Source organism: Escherichia sp. E1130, assembly GCF_005781065.1.
Lineage (GTDB): Bacteria > Pseudomonadota > Gammaproteobacteria > Enterobacterales > Enterobacteriaceae > Escherichia.
On sequence record NZ_VATL01000010.1, the window covers coordinates 1 to 16,644 of the forward strand.

Genomic DNA, 16,644 nt, shown 5'->3' on the forward strand with positions numbered 1-16,644 from the left:
GAGGTCTGTTTGTGGGGGCAACAATGAGCAGGGTAACCGCGATTATCTCTGTTCTGGTTATCTGCATCATCGTCTGCCTGTCATGGGCTGTTAATCATTACCGTGATAACGCCATCGCCTACAAAGACCAGCGCGATAAAGCCACGTACATCATCGCTGACATGCAGAAGCGTCAACGTGATGTAGCAGAACTCGACGCCAGATACACAAAGGAGCTTGCTGATGCTAACGCGACTATCGAAAGTCTCCGTGCTGATGTTTCTGCTGGTCGTAAGCGCCTGCAAGTCGCCGCCACCTGTGCAAAGTCAACGACCGGAGCCAGCGGCATGGGCGATGGAGAAAGCCCAAGACTTACAGCAGATGCTGAACTCAATTATTACCGTCTCCGAAGTGGAATCGACAGGATAACCGCGCAGGTTAACTACTTGCAGGAGTACATCAGAACGCAGTGTTTGAATTAACAGAGCCAGATTAATCGCTGGCTTTTTGACATCTGAAATTCACCGCGCCTCCCACGCGCATATTATCACCCGAGCCTTTCAGAAAGTTGAGCCTGAGAACTGCCGTATATGGTGGCGACCATCTCGGGGCGGCTTTTCTGTGGGACAGGCTCAATTTTCTAAAAGGTAAAAACGCTATGAAAGCAATCACGCTTTTTAATATTCGATCCGTGTTGATGAATCAGGAATGATCTGCCTCACTGACATGTGGAAAGCCAGTGGTAAAAGTGAATCTGAATCTCCGTACCACTACCTGCGAAACAAGCAGACCAAAGAGTTCTTAGCCGAGCTGGAGAAAAACCACGAATCTGTGGTTTTTACGGAGCGCGGTGTACACGGTGGAACATATGGAGGAAAGTTTGTTGCTTATGATTACGCGGCATGGCTAAACCCTGGGTTTAAATATGCAGCCTATAAAGTCCTCGATGACTACTTCACCGGAGAGCTTCAGCATCGCAGCAGCTTAAGTGCACAGCTCAATATGAAGTGTCACGAGTTTGATCAGAAGAAAGATATGGCGAGCTTCTGCGGGCAGGGCCTGGCTGCATGGCGTTACACCAAGCCAGTTCTGATGGCCGAAATTAGTAGCCTGGCTACCCAGCTGCAGCTCACAATACCCGGGCTGCATTCATAAACGCTCGAATCAATATGCCTACCACACCACTCGTGTGCGGATGAACAGTGTCAGCTCATGTAAGACAGCAGATGGTTCAACCATATGTGGAAGTGTTCCAATATCCAATTTGCGCAAAGCTTTATTATCATCTTAAGTAAGATATTGATTATCAGATTGATTAAATGATCTTTTTTCATAATCCCTCTTCAATATTCAGTTTTAATGGAGGGAAGAATGCGGAGTTTGTGATTTGCGTTGTAGACACAGAAGAGTTAAACGAGTCGATTTATCATGCCTGCCTTAATCCCCAGAGCCTGCCGTGTTCGCGGCTGCCGCCATACCACCACTGCTCCTTCCGGCTATTGCGAAAGCCACAAAAGCGAAGGCTGGAAGCAATACAAGCCAGGACAATCCCGTCATCAGCGCGGTTATGGTTCGAAGTGGGACGGTATCCGCGCGCGTGTGCTGAAGCGTGACAAAGGCCTGTGCCAGTTGTGCCTGCGTGCTGGTGTGGTGCGCGAGGCGAAAACCGTTGACCACATCATCCCTAAAGCGCATGGCGGCACAGATTCAGACAGTAATCTGCAGAGCCTGTGCTGGCCGTGTCATAAGGCGAAGACGGCCCGTGAACGGCTTAATTGATAATAATTCTCAACTGTCTGAGGGGAGGGGCGGGTCAAATCCCTGTGACCTGACGTCTTCCGGACTGCCCGCCCCATCGTTTTTTTATACCCGCGAAAAATGAAATTTAACCAGGAGTGCCGCATATGGCTGGAACGGCGGGGCGTTCCGGGCGTCGCCCCAAGCCAACGGCGCGCAAGGCGCTGGCCGGAAACCCCGGCAAGCGAGCCCTGAACAAAGATGAACCCGTTTTTACGCCCATCAAAGGTGTTGAGCCACCGGAGTGGTTCGCTGAAGAAGAGCTCCCTCTCGCCACGATCATGTGGCAACTGACAACCAAAGAACTCTGCGGTCAGGGCCTGCTGTGCGTGACTGACCTTGCGGTGCTTGAGCGGTGGTGCGTAGCCTATGAGTTCTGGCGACGTGCTGTGAAAAATATTGCCAGACAGGGCAACACCATCACCGGTGCAATGGGCGGCATGGTCAAAAATCCGGAGCTGACCGCCAAAAAAGAACAGGAGTCCGAGATGAGCAGTACGGGGGCAATGCTCGGACTCGACCCCAGCAGCCGCCAGCGTCTGATTGGCCTGGCGGGGCAGAAGAAAGCCACTAACCCGTTTCTGAAAATTATCGAATCATGAGCCGGAAATCTTACCCCAACGTAAATGCTGCAAATCAGTATGCCCGGGATGTCGTGCGCGGAAAGATTGTTGCCTGCCAGTTTGTGATTCAGGCCTGCCAGCGCCATCTTGATGACCTGATGGCGGAAAAAAGTAAGTCGTTTCGTTACCGCTTCGACAAGGACCTGGCTGAACGGGCCGCCAAATTTATTCAGCTGTTGCCGCACACCAAGGGTGAGTGGGCATTTAAACGGATGCCCATCACGCTGGAGCCGTGGCAGCTATTTGTGATCTGCTGTGCGTTTGGCTGGGTCAATAAAGGCACCCGGTTGCGCCGCTTCCGGGAGGTGTATACCGAAATTCCCCGTAAAAACGGCAAATCGGCAATCTCTGCCGGTGTTGCCCTGTATTGTTTTGCCTGTGATAACGAGTTTGGCGCGGAAGTGTATTCCGGTGCCACGACAGAGAAACAGGCGTGGGAAGTTTTTCGCCCGGCGCGACTGATGTGTAAACGCACACCAATGCTGACGGAAGCGTTCGGGATTGAGGTTAACGCCTCAAACATGAACCGTCCGGAGGATGGGGCGCGGTTTGAACCGCTGATCGGTAACCCCGGTGATGGTTCATCACCCCACTGTGCGGTGGTGGATGAATATCACGAGCACGCCACAGATGCGCTTTACACCACGATGATTACCGGGATGGGGGCGCGACGTCAGCCACTGATGTGGGCTATCACTACCGCCGGGTACAACATTGAGGGGCCGTGCTACGACAAACGGCGGGAAGTTATCGAGATGCTCAACGGTTCGGTACCCAACGATGAACTGTTCGGGATCATCTATACCGTTGACGAAGGTGACGACTGGACCGACCCACAGGTGCTGGAAAAAGCCAACCCGAATATCGGGGTGTCGGTTTACCGTGAGTTTTTGTTAAGTCAGCAACAGCGTGCGAAAAATAACGCCCGTCTGGCAAACGTCTTTAAAACAAAACACCTCAATATCTGGGTGTCGGCGCGTTCGGCGTATTTCAACCTGGTGAGCTGGCAGAGCTGCGAGGATAAATCACTGACTCTTGAGCAATTCGAGGGGCAGCCGTGCATTCTGGCCTTTGACCTGGCGCGTAAGCTGGATATGAACAGCATGGCGCGACTTTATACCCGCGAGATTGACGGTAAAACGCATTACTACAGTGTGGCCCCGCGTTTCTGGGTACCGTATGACACGGTGTATAGCGTCGAGAAAAATGAAGATCGCCGGACAGCCGAACGCTTTCAGAAATGGGTGGAAATGGGCGTTCTGACCGTTACCGATGGTGCAGAGGTGGATTATCGCTACATCCTCGAAGAGGCCAAAGCGGCGAACAAAATCAGCCCGGTCAGCGAGTCACCCATCGACCCCTTCGGGGCGACCGGGCTGTCACATGACCTTGCTGATGAAGACCTGAACCCCGTCACCATCATTCAGAACTACACCAACATGTCCGACCCGATGAAAGAGCTGGAAGCGGCAATTGAATCGGGGCGCTTTCATCATGATGGCAATCCCATCATGACCTGGTGTATCGGCAACGTGGTCGGAAAAACCATTCCGGGTAACGATGATGTGGTGAAGCCCGTCAAAGAGCAGGCGGAAAACAAAATCGATGGTGCAGTTGCGCTGATTATGGCGGTTGGCAGAGCCATGCTGTACGAGAAAGAAGACACGCTGTCTGACCACATTGAGTCCTACGGGATCCGCTCGCTTTAACTGAGGTAATTATGATCATGCTGATTCTCGCGCCTCTGGTAGGCGTGCTGGGGGCGCTTTTGCTGGCGTATGGTGCCTGGCTGATTTATCCCCCGGTGGGTTTTGTTGTTGCCGGGGCGTTGTGCCTGTTCTGGTCGTGGCTGGTGGCGCGATATCTCGACCGTACACAGCAGTCTGTCGGCGGAGGTAAATAGTGTTCTTTTCGGGATTATTTCAACGAAAAAGTGACGCACCGGTGACCACGCCAGCAGAGCTGGCGGATGCTATCGGGTTGTCCTACGACACCTATACCGGAAAGCAGATCAGCAGTCAGCGGGCCATGCGACTGACGGCGGTTTTTTCCTGCGTCAGGGTGCTGGCGGAGTCGGTCGGGATGTTGCCCTGCAACCTGTATCACCTGAATGGCGGTCTGAAGCAGAGAGCCACTGGCGAACGTCTGCATAAGCTGATCTCCTCGCATCCTAATGGCTATATGACGCCGCAGGAGTTCTGGGAGCTGGTGGTCACCTGTCTGTGCCTGCGGGGCAACTTTTACGCCTACAAAGTGAAAGCATTTGGCGAAGTGGCTGAACTGCTGCCCGTCGATCCCGGCTGTGTGGTACCGAAGCTTAACAGTAGCTGGGAGCCGGTCTATCAGGTCACATTCCCGGACGGCTCAACGGATGTGCTGACCCAGGAGGATATCTGGCATGTGCGCACGCTGACGCTGGACGGTCTGGTGGGACTGAATCCCATCGCCTATGCCCGCGAGGCAATATCGCTGGCAGCAGCGACTGAAGAACACGGTGCCAGACTGTTCAGCAATGGCGCGGTGACGTCCGGTGTGTTGCGTACAGAACAGACGCTGTCGGATCAGGCTTATGAGCGCCTGAAGAAAGATTTTGAGGAGCGTCACACCGGGCTTGGCAATGCTCACCGCCCGATGATCCTTGAGATGGGGCTGGACTGGAAGTCGATGGCATTGAACGCCGAGGACAGCCAGTTCCTGGAAACCCGCAAGTTTCAGCTTGAAGAAATCTGTCGTCTGTTCCGGGTGCCATTGCATATGGTGCAGAACACCGATCGCGCCACCTTCAACAATATCGAAGAGCTGGGGCTGGGATTTATCAACTATTCACTGGTGCCGTATCTGACCCGCATTGAGCAGCGGATCAACACCGGACTGGTACGAAAAAGTAAGCAGGGCATTTATTACGCCAAATTTAACGCCGGGGCGTTACTGCGCGGGGATATGAAGTCCCGTTTTGAAGCCTACGCCACCGGGATCAACTGGGGAATTTACTCTCCCAATGACTGCCGCGACCTGGAAGATATGAATCCGCGTCCCGGTGGTGATGTCTATCTCACACCGATGAACATGACCACGAAACCCTCCGATGGCAGTAAAGCCGGTAAGCAGAAGGATAACGCCAATGCAGACGAAACAACGTCTTGATGTACCGCTGAGTCTGAAATCTGTCAGTGACTCCGGTGAGTTTGAAGGGTATGGCTCCGTCTTTGGTGTAAAGGACAGCCACGATGATGTGGTGATGTCCGGGGCATTTGCTGCTTCCCTGCGGGCGTGGAGTGACAGAAAAGCGTTACCTGCGCTGCTCTGGCAGCACCGCATGGATGAACCCATCGGTGTTTATACCGAAATGAAGGAAGACGATGTCGGGCTTTACGTCAGGGGACGGTTGCTCATTGATGATGATCCCCTCGCAAAACGCGCACATGCACACATGAAGGCCGGTTCGTTAACCGGCCTTTCTATTGGGTACGTCCTGAAAGACTGGGAATACGACCGGAGTAAAGAAGCCTTTCTGCTGAAAGAAATCGACCTCTGGGAAGTCAGTCTGGTGACGTTCCCGTCTAACGACGAGGCGCGGATCAGCGACGTCAAGAACGCGCTGGCCCGCGGTGAAATCCCCGAACAGAAAAAAATCGAAAGAGTCCTGCGTGATGTCGGACTCTCCCGTACCCAGGCCAAAGCATTCATGGCCGGGGGCTATGGCGCACTGTCCCTGCGCGACGCTGAGGATGTGGGCTCTGCACTGAATGCACTGAAAAATCTGAACTTCTAATCAGGAGAAATACGATGGCGGTTGATATTAAAGATGTGGAACAGGTCGCGCAGGAGCTGCAGCAGAAGTTTGACGACTTCAAAGCAAAGAACGACAAGCGCGTGGATGCGATTGAGCAGGAAAAAGGCAAACTTGCCGGGCAGGTGGAAACCCTGAACGGGAAACTCAGCGAGCTGGAAAACCTCAAAAGCGATCTTGAAAAAGAGCTGCTTGAGCTGAAACGTCCGGCAGGTGGTGCGCAAAATAAACTGGCCACCGAGCATAAAGAAGCGTTTGTGGGCTTCCTGCGTAAAGGCCGTGAAGATGGTCTGCGCGATCTGGAGCGCAAGGCATTACAGGTGGGCACCGATGAAGACGGCGGCTATGCCGTGCCGGAAGCACTGGATCGCAACATTCTCACCCTGCTGAAAGATGAAGTGGTGATGCGCCAGGAAGCCACGGTGATCACCGTTGGCGGTTCCGACTACAAAAAACTGGTGAATCTGGGCGGCACGGCTTCCGGATGGGTTGGCGAGACTGACGCGCGCTCCCAGACTGCCACCTCAAAACTGGGACTGATTGAACCTTTCATGGGGGAAATCTACGGTAACCCGCAGGCCACTCAGAAAATGCTGGATGATGCCTTCTTCAACGTGGAGGCCTGGATCAACAGCGAGCTGGCGACCGAATTTGCCGAACAGGAAGAAATTGCCTTTACCACCGGTGATGGCACCAAGAAGCCAAAAGGGTTCCTGGCGTATGAATCCACCGATGAAACCGATAAGGTTCGTGCGTTCGGTAAACTTCAGCATATTGTATCCGGTGAAGCGACGACGGTGACCGCAGACGCCATTATCAAACTGATTTACACGCTGCGTAAGGCACACCGCACTGGCGCGAAGTTCATGATGAACAACAACAGCCTGTTTGCCATCCGTCTGCTGAAAGACACCGAGGGTAACTATCTGTGGCGTCCGGGGCTGGAGCTGGGGCAACCGTCCTCTCTGGCGGGTTACGGTATCGCTGAAAACGAACAGATGCCGGATATCGCCGCTGATGCGAAAGCTATTGCATTTGGTAACTTCAAGCGGGGTTACACCATCGTTGACCGTATCGGTACCCGCATTCTGCGTGATCCGTACACCAATAAACCGTTTGTCGGTTTTTATACCACCAAGCGCACCGGCGGCATGCTGGTCGATTCGCAGGCCATCAAACTGCTGAAGATTGCAGCGGCGTAATCACTCAGGGGCGCTGAATTGCGCCCCTGTTCTGACAGGTGAAAGAATCATGATCCTGAAACAAGATCTGAAATGGTCACCGGACGGTATGCGCGTTGAGATCATTCGTTCTGGTGAGTATGAAGATAAAGAATTACCCGAACGGGTACGTGAAATTGCCACTGCAGCAGGGATTGTTTCTGATAAGAGAACACCTGTTGCACGGGTATCTGATAAGGCTAAAAAACAGCATTCATAGAGGTAGCCCAAATGATGCCTACTCTGGAAGAGCTTCGTGTTCAGTGCCGGATTGATGATGACAATGAACAGGAGAATGCACTTCTTATGATGTATCTGGCAGCAGCCAGAGAAGAGGCTGAAAAGTTTTTAAACCGGACACTTCACGATGAAACTGTTCCTGATCAGGATACGACCGGGCTTGTAATAACACCGCTGATAAAGCTGCGTCTTATGCAACTGGTTGGCTACTGGTACGAGAACAGGGAAATGCAGGATGCTGTGCCTGATTTTTTCTATACCGGACTCCGAATGTATCGGTTTCATCCCGGAACATAGGAGGATTTCATGCAGGCAGGAAGATTACGTGATCGCGTGGTTATTCTGAATATTACGACCTCCCGTACCCCTTCTGGTCACCTGGAGGAAACCCTGAAAGAGGGGGCTACGGTATGGGCAGAGGTTAAGGGGATCAGTGGGCGGGAACGTATATCGGGCGGTGCGGAAACAGCGCAGACAACAGTAAGAGTCTGGATGCGATTCCGGCGCGATGTGACGGCCGCCTCACGTCTGAAAGTGCTGACAGGGGCATTCAAGGGAGCCATTCTGAATATCGACGGGCCGCCGATCCCAGACGCACGATCCTCCAGGCTTGAAATACTTTGCAGCCAGAGAGGTGGAATGTGACGGATTTTAGTCTGGATTTTTCTGGCCTGGCGGATATTGCAAGAGATCTGGAACTTCTCAGCAGAGCAGAGAGTAATAAGGTGCTTCGCGATGCCTCCCGTGCCGGTGCAGAGGTTATGCGGGATGCAGTTGTTGAACGTGCGCCGGAGCGAACCGGGAAACTGAAGAAAAATGTGGTTGTTCTCACTCAGCGTTCAAAGCGTCGGGGGGAAATTATCTCGGGTGTCCACATTCGTGGACGGAACCTGCGAACCGGAAACAGTGATAACAGCATGAAAGCCAGCGATCCCCGAAATGCGTTTTACTGGCGTTTCGTGGAGCTGGGAACGATAAACATGCCCGCGCATCCATTCATTCGCCCGGCTTTCGATACGACAGAGGAGCTGGCAGCGCAGGTTGCCATGAAGCATATGAATCAGGCTATTGATGGGGTGCTGAGTAAATGAGAGAAGCCACGCTGTATGCTCTTTTGTCCCAACTGGCCGGAGGGCAGGTTTATCCTTATGTGGTCCCGCTGACGGAGGGAAAGCCTGCGGTATCTCCACCGTGGCTGGTGTTTTCAGTGGTGTCTGACACGGCGTCTGATGTGCTTGATGGTCAGGCTGAATCCAGAATTGTCGTGCAGATCGATGTCTGGGCGACAGTACCTGATGACGCAGATGATATTCGGGAACAGGCGCTTGATGCGGTAAGGCAACTTGTACCCTCCGTTATTTCTAAAACTCAGGGTTATGATCCTGATTCCCGTCTGAGCAGAGCCACGCTTGAATTTCAGGTAATAGCCTGAGGTTGTTAATGATTTTACCCACCCGCCGCTGGCGGGTTTTTTATTTTCAGGAGACGAGTATGTCCTCTAATTTTGAGCGTTCGCAACTGACGAAAATTATGATTTCGTCTGCACCGGTAACAGCAGAAACCCTGGATTCTGCCAGCTATCTTGGCCTGAGCTGTACAATCAAAGAGGTGCAGTTTACCGCAGGACAAAAGCAGGATATTGATGTCACCACGCTGTGTTCTGTTGAGCAGGAAAATATTAACGGTCTTGGTGCCGCGTCAGAGATTTCCATGTCAGGCAACTTTTACCTCAATGCTGCCCAGAACGCGTTGCGCAGTGCCTATGACAATGATACCACGTATGGCTTTAAAGTTATTTTTCCGTCAGGAAACGGATTTACCTTTATGGCAGAGGTGCGTCAGCATACCTGGTCTGCAGGAACCAACGGTGTTGTGGCTGCAACGTTTTCCCTGCGCCTGAAAGGTAAACCTGTGCTGACGACAGAGCCACTGAAAGTGAAGGTCGATTTAAACAGCACGCTGCAGGTTTCTGCCGGAGCGAAACTCGAAATGATGGTTGAGGCTGCCGGTGGTGTGCCGCCTTATTCTTATGTCTGGAAGAAAGGTAGTTCTCCTGTTTCCGGACAGACGGCGGCAACGTTCAGTAAGGCATCGGCAGTATCCGGTGATGCGGGCGCATATACCTGCGAGATTTCTGATTCAGCAAGCCCGGTTAACAAAGTGACCTCCACTTCCTGCACTGTAACCGTCAGTTAATGAGGATAGATGTGATGACTAAAAATATCCGTAATCTGGCACTGGCAACGATGTCGGGGTTTCGCCATAAAACTGTTGATGTGCCTGAATGGGAAGGGGCAACGGTTGTATTACGGGAACCTTCTGCAGAAGCCTGGTTGCGCTGGCAGGAGATCGTTAAAGCAAAAGATGATGAGACACCGCTATCCGTTGCGGAGCGCGCCCGCCGAAATCTGGAAGCGGATGTTGAACTGTTCATCGATGTTCTGTGTGATACCGGACTGCAACCTGTATTTTCAGAGGATGATCGTGAACAGGTGATTGCCGTGTATGGCCCGGTGCATGCGCGGCTTCTTCGGCAGTCTCTGGAACTGATCAGTGATGCCGGCGAGGTTAAAAAAAAGTAGCGATTCCGGGGATGCGTTTTCTGATGATGCTGGCGCTCAGGATGGGGCGCACATTGTCAGAGTTACGCCGGGAAATGTCCGCATCAGAAATCATGATGTGGGCAGAATTTGACAGGTTCAGCCCGCTGGGGGACGAACGGGCTGATATCCGGGCTGCCCAGATTGTTTCAGCTGTTTACGGTGCGCAGGGGGTCAAAGTGCCACTGAATGATGCGCTTCTTCAGTGGGAGAAGGAGCAGACAGAAGGCGTATCAGATCCATTTGCCGGACTGGAAAACGCGCTTTTAATAGTGTCTCAGTGAGTCAACATAACCGCTTCGGCGGTTTTTTTTCGTCCGGAGAATGAGTGTGGCGACATTACGTGAACTGATTATTAAAATCTCGGCAAATTCCCGGTCATTCCAGTCAGAGATCTCCCGGGCTTCGCGTATGGGGCAGGATTACTACCGTACCATGCAGAACGGAGGCCGGCAGTCCGCTGCTGCATCCCGTGAAATGCGGCGTGCACTGGCAGAAGTGACGGATCAAATAAATACAGCTAAATCTTCGGCACTGAATATGGCGGGGGCATTTGCCGGGGCTTTTGCTACCGGTCATCTTATTTCTCTCGCCGATGAGTGGAATTCAGTAAATGCCCGTCTGAAGCAGGCCTCACAGTCCAGTGATGATTTTCAGGCATCACAGCGTGAATTAATGGCGATCAGCCAGAGAACGGGGACGGCGTTTTCTGATAACGCCAGCCTTTTTGCACGTTCTGCAGCTTCCATGCGGGAGTATGGTTACAGTTCTGAGGAGGTACTGAAAGTCACCGAGGCGATCTCCACGGGCCTGAAATTATCCGGTGCCAGTACAGCAGAAGCCAGTTCGGTGATCACGCAGTTCAGTCAGGCACTGGCGCAGGGAGTGCTACGCGGTGAAGAGTTTAACTCGGTGAATGAGAACGGCGATCGTGTTATTCGTGCGCTGGCTGCGGGAATGGGGGTTGCCCGTAAGGATCTGAAGGCCATGGCGGATAACGGAAAGTTGACCGCCGATAAGGTTGTTCCTGCACTGGTTAGTCAGCTTGGGGCATTACGTGATGAATATGCGGCAATGCCTGATACGGTTTCATCCTCTGCAACCAAAGTTGAAAACGCCTTTATGGCCTGGGTTGGTGGTGCGAACGAGGCAAGCGGAGTGACGAAGACGCTCTCCGGTGTGCTGAATGGTATTGCAGGCAATATTGACACTGTGGCAACCGCTGCCGGTGCTCTGGTTGCCGTCGGGGTAGCCCGATATTTTGGCAATATGGCGTCTTCTGCTGGATCTGCAACTGCCGGATTAATTACTGCAGCCAGAAACGAAGTGGCTCTTGCGGAAGCGCAACTTCGGGGGACACAGATAGCAACAGCCAGGGCGCGTGCGGCGGTTTATCGTGCGCAACAGGCGGTTGCGGCTACCCGTGGTACTGAAAGGCAGGCAGCCGCAGAAGCGAAGCTGACAGCTGCTCAGGCGTCACTTACCCGTAATATTGCGGCCAGAACAGCAGCACAGACAACGCTGAATACTGTCACGTCAGTGGGGAGTCGTCTGTTAAGAGGGGCACTGGGGCTGGTTGGTGGTGTGCCGGGGCTTGTCATGCTGGGGGCTGCGGCCTGGTACACGATGTATCAGAATCAGGAGCAGGCCAGAGAATCTGCACGTCAGTATGCCGCAACAATCGACGAAATTCGCCAGAAAACGTCGGCAATGTCGCTTCCTGAAGCGTCAGATAATGAGGAAAAGACGCGGCAGGCACTGGAGGAACAAAATCGCCTGATTAGCGAACAGGAAGGAAAAATTCGCGGACTGAAAAATCAAATTGCTGATTATCAACGTTGGCTTGATGAAAGTTCGCAGAGTGGTTCGGGTGCTGAAATCATCCTTAAAGGGCTTGCCGAAGCAACAAATCAACTGGCAGTTGAACAATCCCGTCTCACTCAAATGCAGGGCAAAGCGCAATCTATTCAGGATGTGCTTGCCGGGCTGGAGGAGCGACGGGTGGCGTTGATCCGTCAACAGGCGGCGGAACAAAACAAAGCGTATCAGTCCCTGTTGATCATGAATGGGCAGCATACCGAGTTTAATCGCCTTCTTGGGCTTGGTAATGAATTACTTCAGCAGCGACAGGGGCTGGTGAATGTACCGTTACGGCTACCACAGGCAACCCTGGATGATAAACAGCAGACCGCACTGAATAACAGCAAGCGCGAACTGGCTCTGTCCCGCCTTAAGGGGGAAGCGCGTGAGCGTGCCCGACTGGGCTATGCTGCGGATGATCTCGGCTTTGTGGGAGAGGCGTATCAGACAGCCAGACAGAATTATATCAATAACTCACTGGATGCCTGGCGAAATAACCAGGCAAATAAACCCAAAACGCATAAAAAGACCGAAGCGGAAAAAACAGAAGATATTTATAAACGGCTGATTAAACAGCAAAAAGAACAGATAGCACTGGCAGGGCAGAATACTGAACTGGCTAAGATGAAATATCAGGTCAGTCAGGGCGAATTATCAACCCTGTCAGAAGCGCAGAAAAAAACGCTTTTACAGAATGCGGCACTCATCGACCAGAAAAAGATTCGTGAGCAGCTTGCCGCGTATGAAAGCAGTCTGGCGGACAGTAATGCCAGTGCCCGGGCATCTGACGACGCGCAGTTGCTGGGATATGGTGAAGGCTCACGGATGCGTGAACGACTCCAGGAAATGTGGAGTATCCGGCAGGCGTTTGAGCAGAAAAATAACGAGCTACTGAGACAGTATCAGGCCGGAGAAATTGAAGAAGCCCTGTGGAAACAGGAAAAATCGCTGAATGAAAAATATCTGGAAGAGCGTCTCAGCGATCAGCAGGATTATTATGCAAAGGCTGATGCTTTACGCAGTGACTGGAATGCCGGCCTCCAGGAGGGACTGACGAACTGGGCAGACAGTGCCACCGATTATGCTTCGCAGGCGGCAGATGCTGTCGTTTCCACTATGGACGGGCTGGTATCAAATATTTCCGATGCACTGGCCGGAAATGTTGTGGACTGGCGAAACTGGGGGAGTTCAATTCTCCAGGAAGTTTCAAAAATTCTGATGAACGCTGCCATCGTTAACGGGCTGAAGTCACTTTCCAAAAGCATGTCCGGTGCCGGAGGATGGCTTGGTACAGTCGGCGACTGGCTTTCCGGTGCAGTGGCAAACGCAAAAGGTGGTGTTTATACATCGGCAAATTTGAGTGCTTACAGTAACACCATTGTGGATACCCCGACGTATTTTGCTTTTGCGAAAGGTGCCGGGCTGATGGGCGAGGCCGGGCCTGAAGCTATCATGCCACTGACCCGGGCAGCGGACGGCTCTCTTGGAGTCAGAGCCATTGGCAATGTGAATGGTGGCGGGGGATTTGTTTATTCTCCCGTGTATCACATCAGTATTCAGAATAAAGGGAGCAATGGCGAGATAGATACGCAGTCAGCCAGGGGGCTGGTGGATCTGATCGACAGCAGGGTTGTGTCAATTATGCAGTCATCACGTCGGGACGGAGGATTATGCAGTGCCTGAGTCTGAAGTTTTTAACTGGATCCCCCGCGAGGGGATGGAGACGACACGAAAGCCATCTGTTATTACGGTAAAGTTCGGTGACGGATATGAACAGCGACGGGCTGGTGGTCTGAATGCAGATCTGAAAACGTTTAAACCGGTATTTCGTGTCACGGATGAATATTCCCGTGCCGCGCTGGACAGTTTTTTATCCCGTCATGCCGGGATGCGTGCTTTTTTGTGGCGTCCGCCAAAACACAACAGGACTGTCCGGGTTGTCTGCAGGGAGTGGAGCATTTCGGATAATGCCATGTATACCGATTTTAACTGTACCTTTGAAGAGGTCACTCACTGATGCAGGATATACAGCAGGAAACACTCAATGAGTGTACTAAAACGGAGCAATCCGCGCTGGTCGTGCTCTGGGAAATTGATCTGACAGAGGTCGGCGGAGAGCGTTATTTCTTCTGTAATGAGCAGAACGAAAAAGGTGAACCAGTCACCTGGCAGGGGCGGCAGTATCAGGCCTATCCCATTCAGGGAAGTGGATTTGAGATGAACGGCAAAGGAGCCAGTGCAAGGCCAACGCTGAAAGTCTCTAATCTGCACGGCATGGTCACCGGGATGGCGGAAGATCTGCAGAGTCTGGTCGGCGGAACGGTGGTCCGGCGTAAGGTTTACGCCCGTTTTCTGGATGCGGTGAACTTCGTCAACGGAAACAGCGACGCCGATCCGGAGCAGGAGGTGATCAGCCGCTGGCGCATCGAGCAGTGCAGCGAACTGAGCGCGGTCAGTGCCTCCTTTGTGTTGTCCACACCGACGGAAACGGATGGTGCCGTTTTCCCGGGGCGTATCATGCTGGCCAACACCTGCACCTGGACCTATCGCGGTGATGAGTGCGGTTATAACGGTCCGGCGGTCGCGGATGAATATGACCAGCCAACGTCCGATATCACGAAGGATAAATGCAGCAAATGCCTGAGTGGCTGTAAGTTCCGCAATAATGTCGGCAACTTTGGCGGCTTCCTTTCCATTAACAAACTTTCGCAGTAAACCCATGACAGAAACAGAATCAGCGATTCTGGCGCACGCCCGGCGATGTGCGCCAGCGGAGTCGTGCGGCTTCGTGGTGAGAACGCCGGAAGGGGAAAGATATTTTCCCTGCGTGAATATCTCCGGTGAGCCGGAGGAGTATTTCCGGATGTCGCCGGAGGACTGGCTGCAGGCCGAAACGCAGGGTGAGATTGTGGCGCTGGTCCACAGTCACCCCGGGGGGCTGCCCTGGCTGAGTGAGGCTGACCGGCGGCTGCAGGTGCAGAGTGATTTGCCGTGGTGGCTGGTCTGCAGCGGGGCGATTCACAAGTTCCGCTGTGTGCCACATCTTACCGGGCGGTGCTTTGAGCACGGGGTGACGGACTGTTACACGCTGTTCCGGGATGCTTATCATCTGGCGGGGATTGAGATGCCGGATTTTCATCGCGGGGATGACTGGTGGCGTCACGGTCAGAATCTCTATCTGGATAATCTGGAGGCCACAGGGCTGTATCAGGTGCCGTTGTCAGCGGCGCAGCCGGGCGATGTGCTGCTGTGCTGTTTTGGTTCATCGGTGCCGAATCATGCCGCCATTTACTGTGGTGACGGCGAGCTGCTGCACCATATTCCTGAACAACTGAGCAAACGAGAGAGGTATACCGACAAATGGCAGCGACGCACACACTCCCTCTGGCGTCACCGGGCATGGCACGCATCTGCCTTTACGGGGATTTACAACGATTTGGCCGCCGCATCGACCTTCGTGTAAAAACGGGGGCTGAAGCCATCCGGGCGCTGTCCACACAGGTCCCGGCGTTTCGTCAGAAACTGAATGACGGCTGGTATCAGGTGCGCATTGCCGGGCGTGATGCAGGTGAAACCGAATTATCTGCCCGTCTTAATGAGCCGCTGGCAAATGGTGCCGTGATCCATATCGTGCCGCGTCTGGCGGGAGCTAAAAGTGGCGGTGTGTTTCAGGCTGTGCTGGGGGCGGCGCTGATTGCGGTGGCATGGTGGAACCCTGTGGGCTGGCTGGGTGCCGCGGCTATATCGGGCATGTATGCGGCAGGGGCCAGTATGATCCTGGGCGGTGTGGCGCAGATGCTGGCACCGAAAGCCAGGACGCCCACGGCAGCCAGTACAGATAACGGCAAACAGAACACCTATTTCTCATCACTGGATAACATGGTTGCCCAGGGCAATGTTCTGCCTGTTCTGTACGGTGAAATGCGTGTGGGGTCACGGGTAATTTCGCAGGAAATCAGCACGGCAGACGAAGGGGATGGTGGTGAAATCGTGGTGATTGGTCGCTGATGCAGAATGTTTTATGTGAAACCGCCTGCGGGCGGTTTTGTCGTTTATGGAGCATGACGAATGGGTAAAGGCAGCAGTAAGGGGCATACCCCGCGCGAAGCGAAGGACAACCTGAAATCCACGCAGTTACTGAGTGTGATTGATGCCATCAGCGAAGGGCCGATTGAAGGTCCGGTGGATGGATTAAAAAGCGTGCTGCTGAACAGTACACCGGTGCTGGACAGTGAGGGGGATGCCAACATCTCCGGTGTCACGGTGGTGTTCCGGGCAGGTGAGCAGGAGCAGGCACCGCCGGAGGGATTTGAATCCTCCGGTTCCGAGACGGTGCTGGGTACGGAAGTGAAATATGACACGCCGATCACCCGGACCATCACGTCTGCAAACATCGATCGTCTGCGTTTTACCTTCGGTGTGCAGGCACTGGTGGAAACCACCTCAAAGGGTGACAGGAATCCGTCGGAAGTCCGCCTGCTGGTTCAGATACAACGTAACGGTGGCTGGGTGACGGAAAAAGACATCACCATTAA

21 protein-coding genes and 2 pseudogenes are annotated in these 16,644 nt (G+C 53.3%); all 23 read left to right on the top strand.

Annotated features, from left to right (window positions below; translation table 11 throughout):
- The first annotated feature begins 23 nt into the window (after positions 1-23).
- On the top strand, positions 24-461 hold the full coding sequence (locus FEK66_RS10565) for a lysis protein (protein WP_135493985.1): 438 nt from the start codon (positions 24-26) through the stop codon (positions 459-461).
- A gap of 176 nt (positions 462-637) precedes the next feature.
- Positions 638-1,134 (top strand): annotated as a pseudogene (locus FEK66_RS10570) (KilA-N domain-containing protein).
- 273 nt (positions 1,135-1,407) lie between these two features.
- Positions 1,408-1,758: an HNH endonuclease signature motif containing protein gene (locus tag FEK66_RS10575; protein WP_135493983.1), complete on the top strand. Its 351-nt coding sequence runs from the start codon at positions 1,408-1,410 to the stop codon at positions 1,756-1,758.
- Positions 1,759-1,883: 125 nt separating this feature from the next.
- Positions 1,884-2,378 carry a phage terminase small subunit P27 family gene (locus FEK66_RS10580; RefSeq protein ID WP_000929184.1) on the top strand — a complete coding sequence of 165 codons (495 nt, stop codon included), beginning with the start codon at positions 1,884-1,886 and terminating at the stop codon, positions 2,376-2,378.
- On the top strand, positions 2,375-4,108 hold the full coding sequence (locus FEK66_RS10585; protein WP_240783240.1) for a terminase large subunit: 1,734 nt from the start codon (positions 2,375-2,377) through the stop codon (positions 4,106-4,108). Before FEK66_RS10580 ends, FEK66_RS10585 begins: the two co-directional genes overlap by 4 nt.
- Positions 4,109-4,119: 11 nt before the next feature.
- The gene (ymfR, locus tag FEK66_RS10590; protein WP_135493981.1) at positions 4,120-4,302 is read left to right on the top strand and encodes a protein YmfR; all 183 of its coding nucleotides are present in this window, start codon (positions 4,120-4,122) and stop codon (positions 4,300-4,302) included.
- A complete protein-coding gene (locus FEK66_RS10595; RefSeq protein ID WP_135493979.1) occupies positions 4,302-5,543 on the top strand; it encodes a phage portal protein in 1,242 nt (413 codons plus the stop codon). Before ymfR ends, FEK66_RS10595 begins: the two co-directional genes overlap by 1 nt.
- A complete protein-coding gene (locus FEK66_RS10600; RefSeq protein WP_001193631.1) occupies positions 5,521-6,171 on the top strand; it encodes an HK97 family phage prohead protease in 651 nt (216 codons plus the stop codon). The genes FEK66_RS10595 and FEK66_RS10600 overlap by 23 nt, the downstream gene beginning before the upstream one ends.
- 14 nt (positions 6,172-6,185) lie before the next feature.
- Positions 6,186-7,391, top strand: a complete 1,206-nt coding sequence (locus tag FEK66_RS10605; protein WP_001393068.1) for a phage major capsid protein — start codon at positions 6,186-6,188, stop codon at positions 7,389-7,391.
- 49 nt (positions 7,392-7,440) lie between these two features.
- The gene (locus FEK66_RS10610; RefSeq protein ID WP_135493977.1) at positions 7,441-7,629 is read left to right on the top strand and encodes a hypothetical protein; all 189 of its coding nucleotides are present in this window, start codon (positions 7,441-7,443) and stop codon (positions 7,627-7,629) included.
- Between the two features lie 11 nt (positions 7,630-7,640).
- Positions 7,641-7,946 carry a head-tail connector protein gene (locus FEK66_RS10615; RefSeq protein ID WP_021543573.1) on the top strand — a complete coding sequence of 102 codons (306 nt, stop codon included), beginning with the start codon at positions 7,641-7,643 and terminating at the stop codon, positions 7,944-7,946.
- 9 nt (positions 7,947-7,955) lie between these two features.
- The gene (locus tag FEK66_RS10620; protein WP_097415974.1) at positions 7,956-8,294 is read left to right on the top strand and encodes a phage head closure protein; all 339 of its coding nucleotides are present in this window, start codon (positions 7,956-7,958) and stop codon (positions 8,292-8,294) included.
- Positions 8,291-8,740, top strand: coding sequence for an HK97-gp10 family putative phage morphogenesis protein (locus FEK66_RS10625; RefSeq protein WP_135493975.1), 450 nt, complete (start codon positions 8,291-8,293; stop codon positions 8,738-8,740). The genes FEK66_RS10620 and FEK66_RS10625 overlap by 4 nt, the downstream gene beginning before the upstream one ends.
- On the top strand, positions 8,737-9,081 hold the full coding sequence (locus tag FEK66_RS10630; RefSeq protein ID WP_135493973.1) for a DUF3168 domain-containing protein: 345 nt from the start codon (positions 8,737-8,739) through the stop codon (positions 9,079-9,081). Before FEK66_RS10625 ends, FEK66_RS10630 begins: the two co-directional genes overlap by 4 nt.
- A gap of 59 nt (positions 9,082-9,140) precedes the next feature.
- Entirely contained in the window at positions 9,141-9,845 is a 705-nt protein-coding gene (locus FEK66_RS10635; protein ID WP_000097531.1) for an immunoglobulin domain-containing protein, read from the top strand.
- A gap of 14 nt (positions 9,846-9,859) precedes the next feature.
- Positions 9,860-10,231, top strand: a complete 372-nt coding sequence (locus FEK66_RS10640) for a phage tail assembly chaperone (protein ID WP_000164661.1) — start codon at positions 9,860-9,862, stop codon at positions 10,229-10,231.
- 11 nt (positions 10,232-10,242) lie between these two features.
- Positions 10,243-10,533: a DUF4035 domain-containing protein gene (locus FEK66_RS10645; RefSeq protein ID WP_001211636.1), complete on the top strand. Its 291-nt coding sequence runs from the start codon at positions 10,243-10,245 to the stop codon at positions 10,531-10,533.
- A 46-nt stretch (positions 10,534-10,579) separates the two neighbouring features.
- The gene (locus tag FEK66_RS10650) at positions 10,580-13,792 is read left to right on the top strand and encodes a phage tail tape measure protein (RefSeq protein ID WP_138211462.1); all 3,213 of its coding nucleotides are present in this window, start codon (positions 10,580-10,582) and stop codon (positions 13,790-13,792) included.
- Entirely contained in the window at positions 13,785-14,126 is a 342-nt protein-coding gene (locus FEK66_RS10655; RefSeq protein ID WP_135493971.1) for a phage tail protein, read from the top strand. Before FEK66_RS10650 ends, FEK66_RS10655 begins: the two co-directional genes overlap by 8 nt.
- Positions 14,126-14,824 (top strand): phage minor tail protein L, encoded by a 699-nt coding sequence (locus FEK66_RS10660; RefSeq protein WP_135493969.1) that lies wholly within the window; start codon positions 14,126-14,128, stop codon positions 14,822-14,824. The genes FEK66_RS10655 and FEK66_RS10660 overlap by 1 nt, the downstream gene beginning before the upstream one ends.
- A 4-nt stretch (positions 14,825-14,828) precedes the next feature.
- Positions 14,829-15,572 (top strand): C40 family peptidase, encoded by a 744-nt coding sequence (locus FEK66_RS10665; protein WP_135493967.1) that lies wholly within the window; start codon positions 14,829-14,831, stop codon positions 15,570-15,572.
- A complete protein-coding gene (locus FEK66_RS10670; RefSeq protein ID WP_135493965.1) occupies positions 15,470-16,117 on the top strand; it encodes a tail assembly protein in 648 nt (215 codons plus the stop codon). Before FEK66_RS10665 ends, FEK66_RS10670 begins: the two co-directional genes overlap by 103 nt.
- Before the next feature lie 60 nt (positions 16,118-16,177).
- Positions 16,178-16,644, top strand: a pseudogene (locus FEK66_RS10675) (host specificity protein J); the annotation flags it as partial.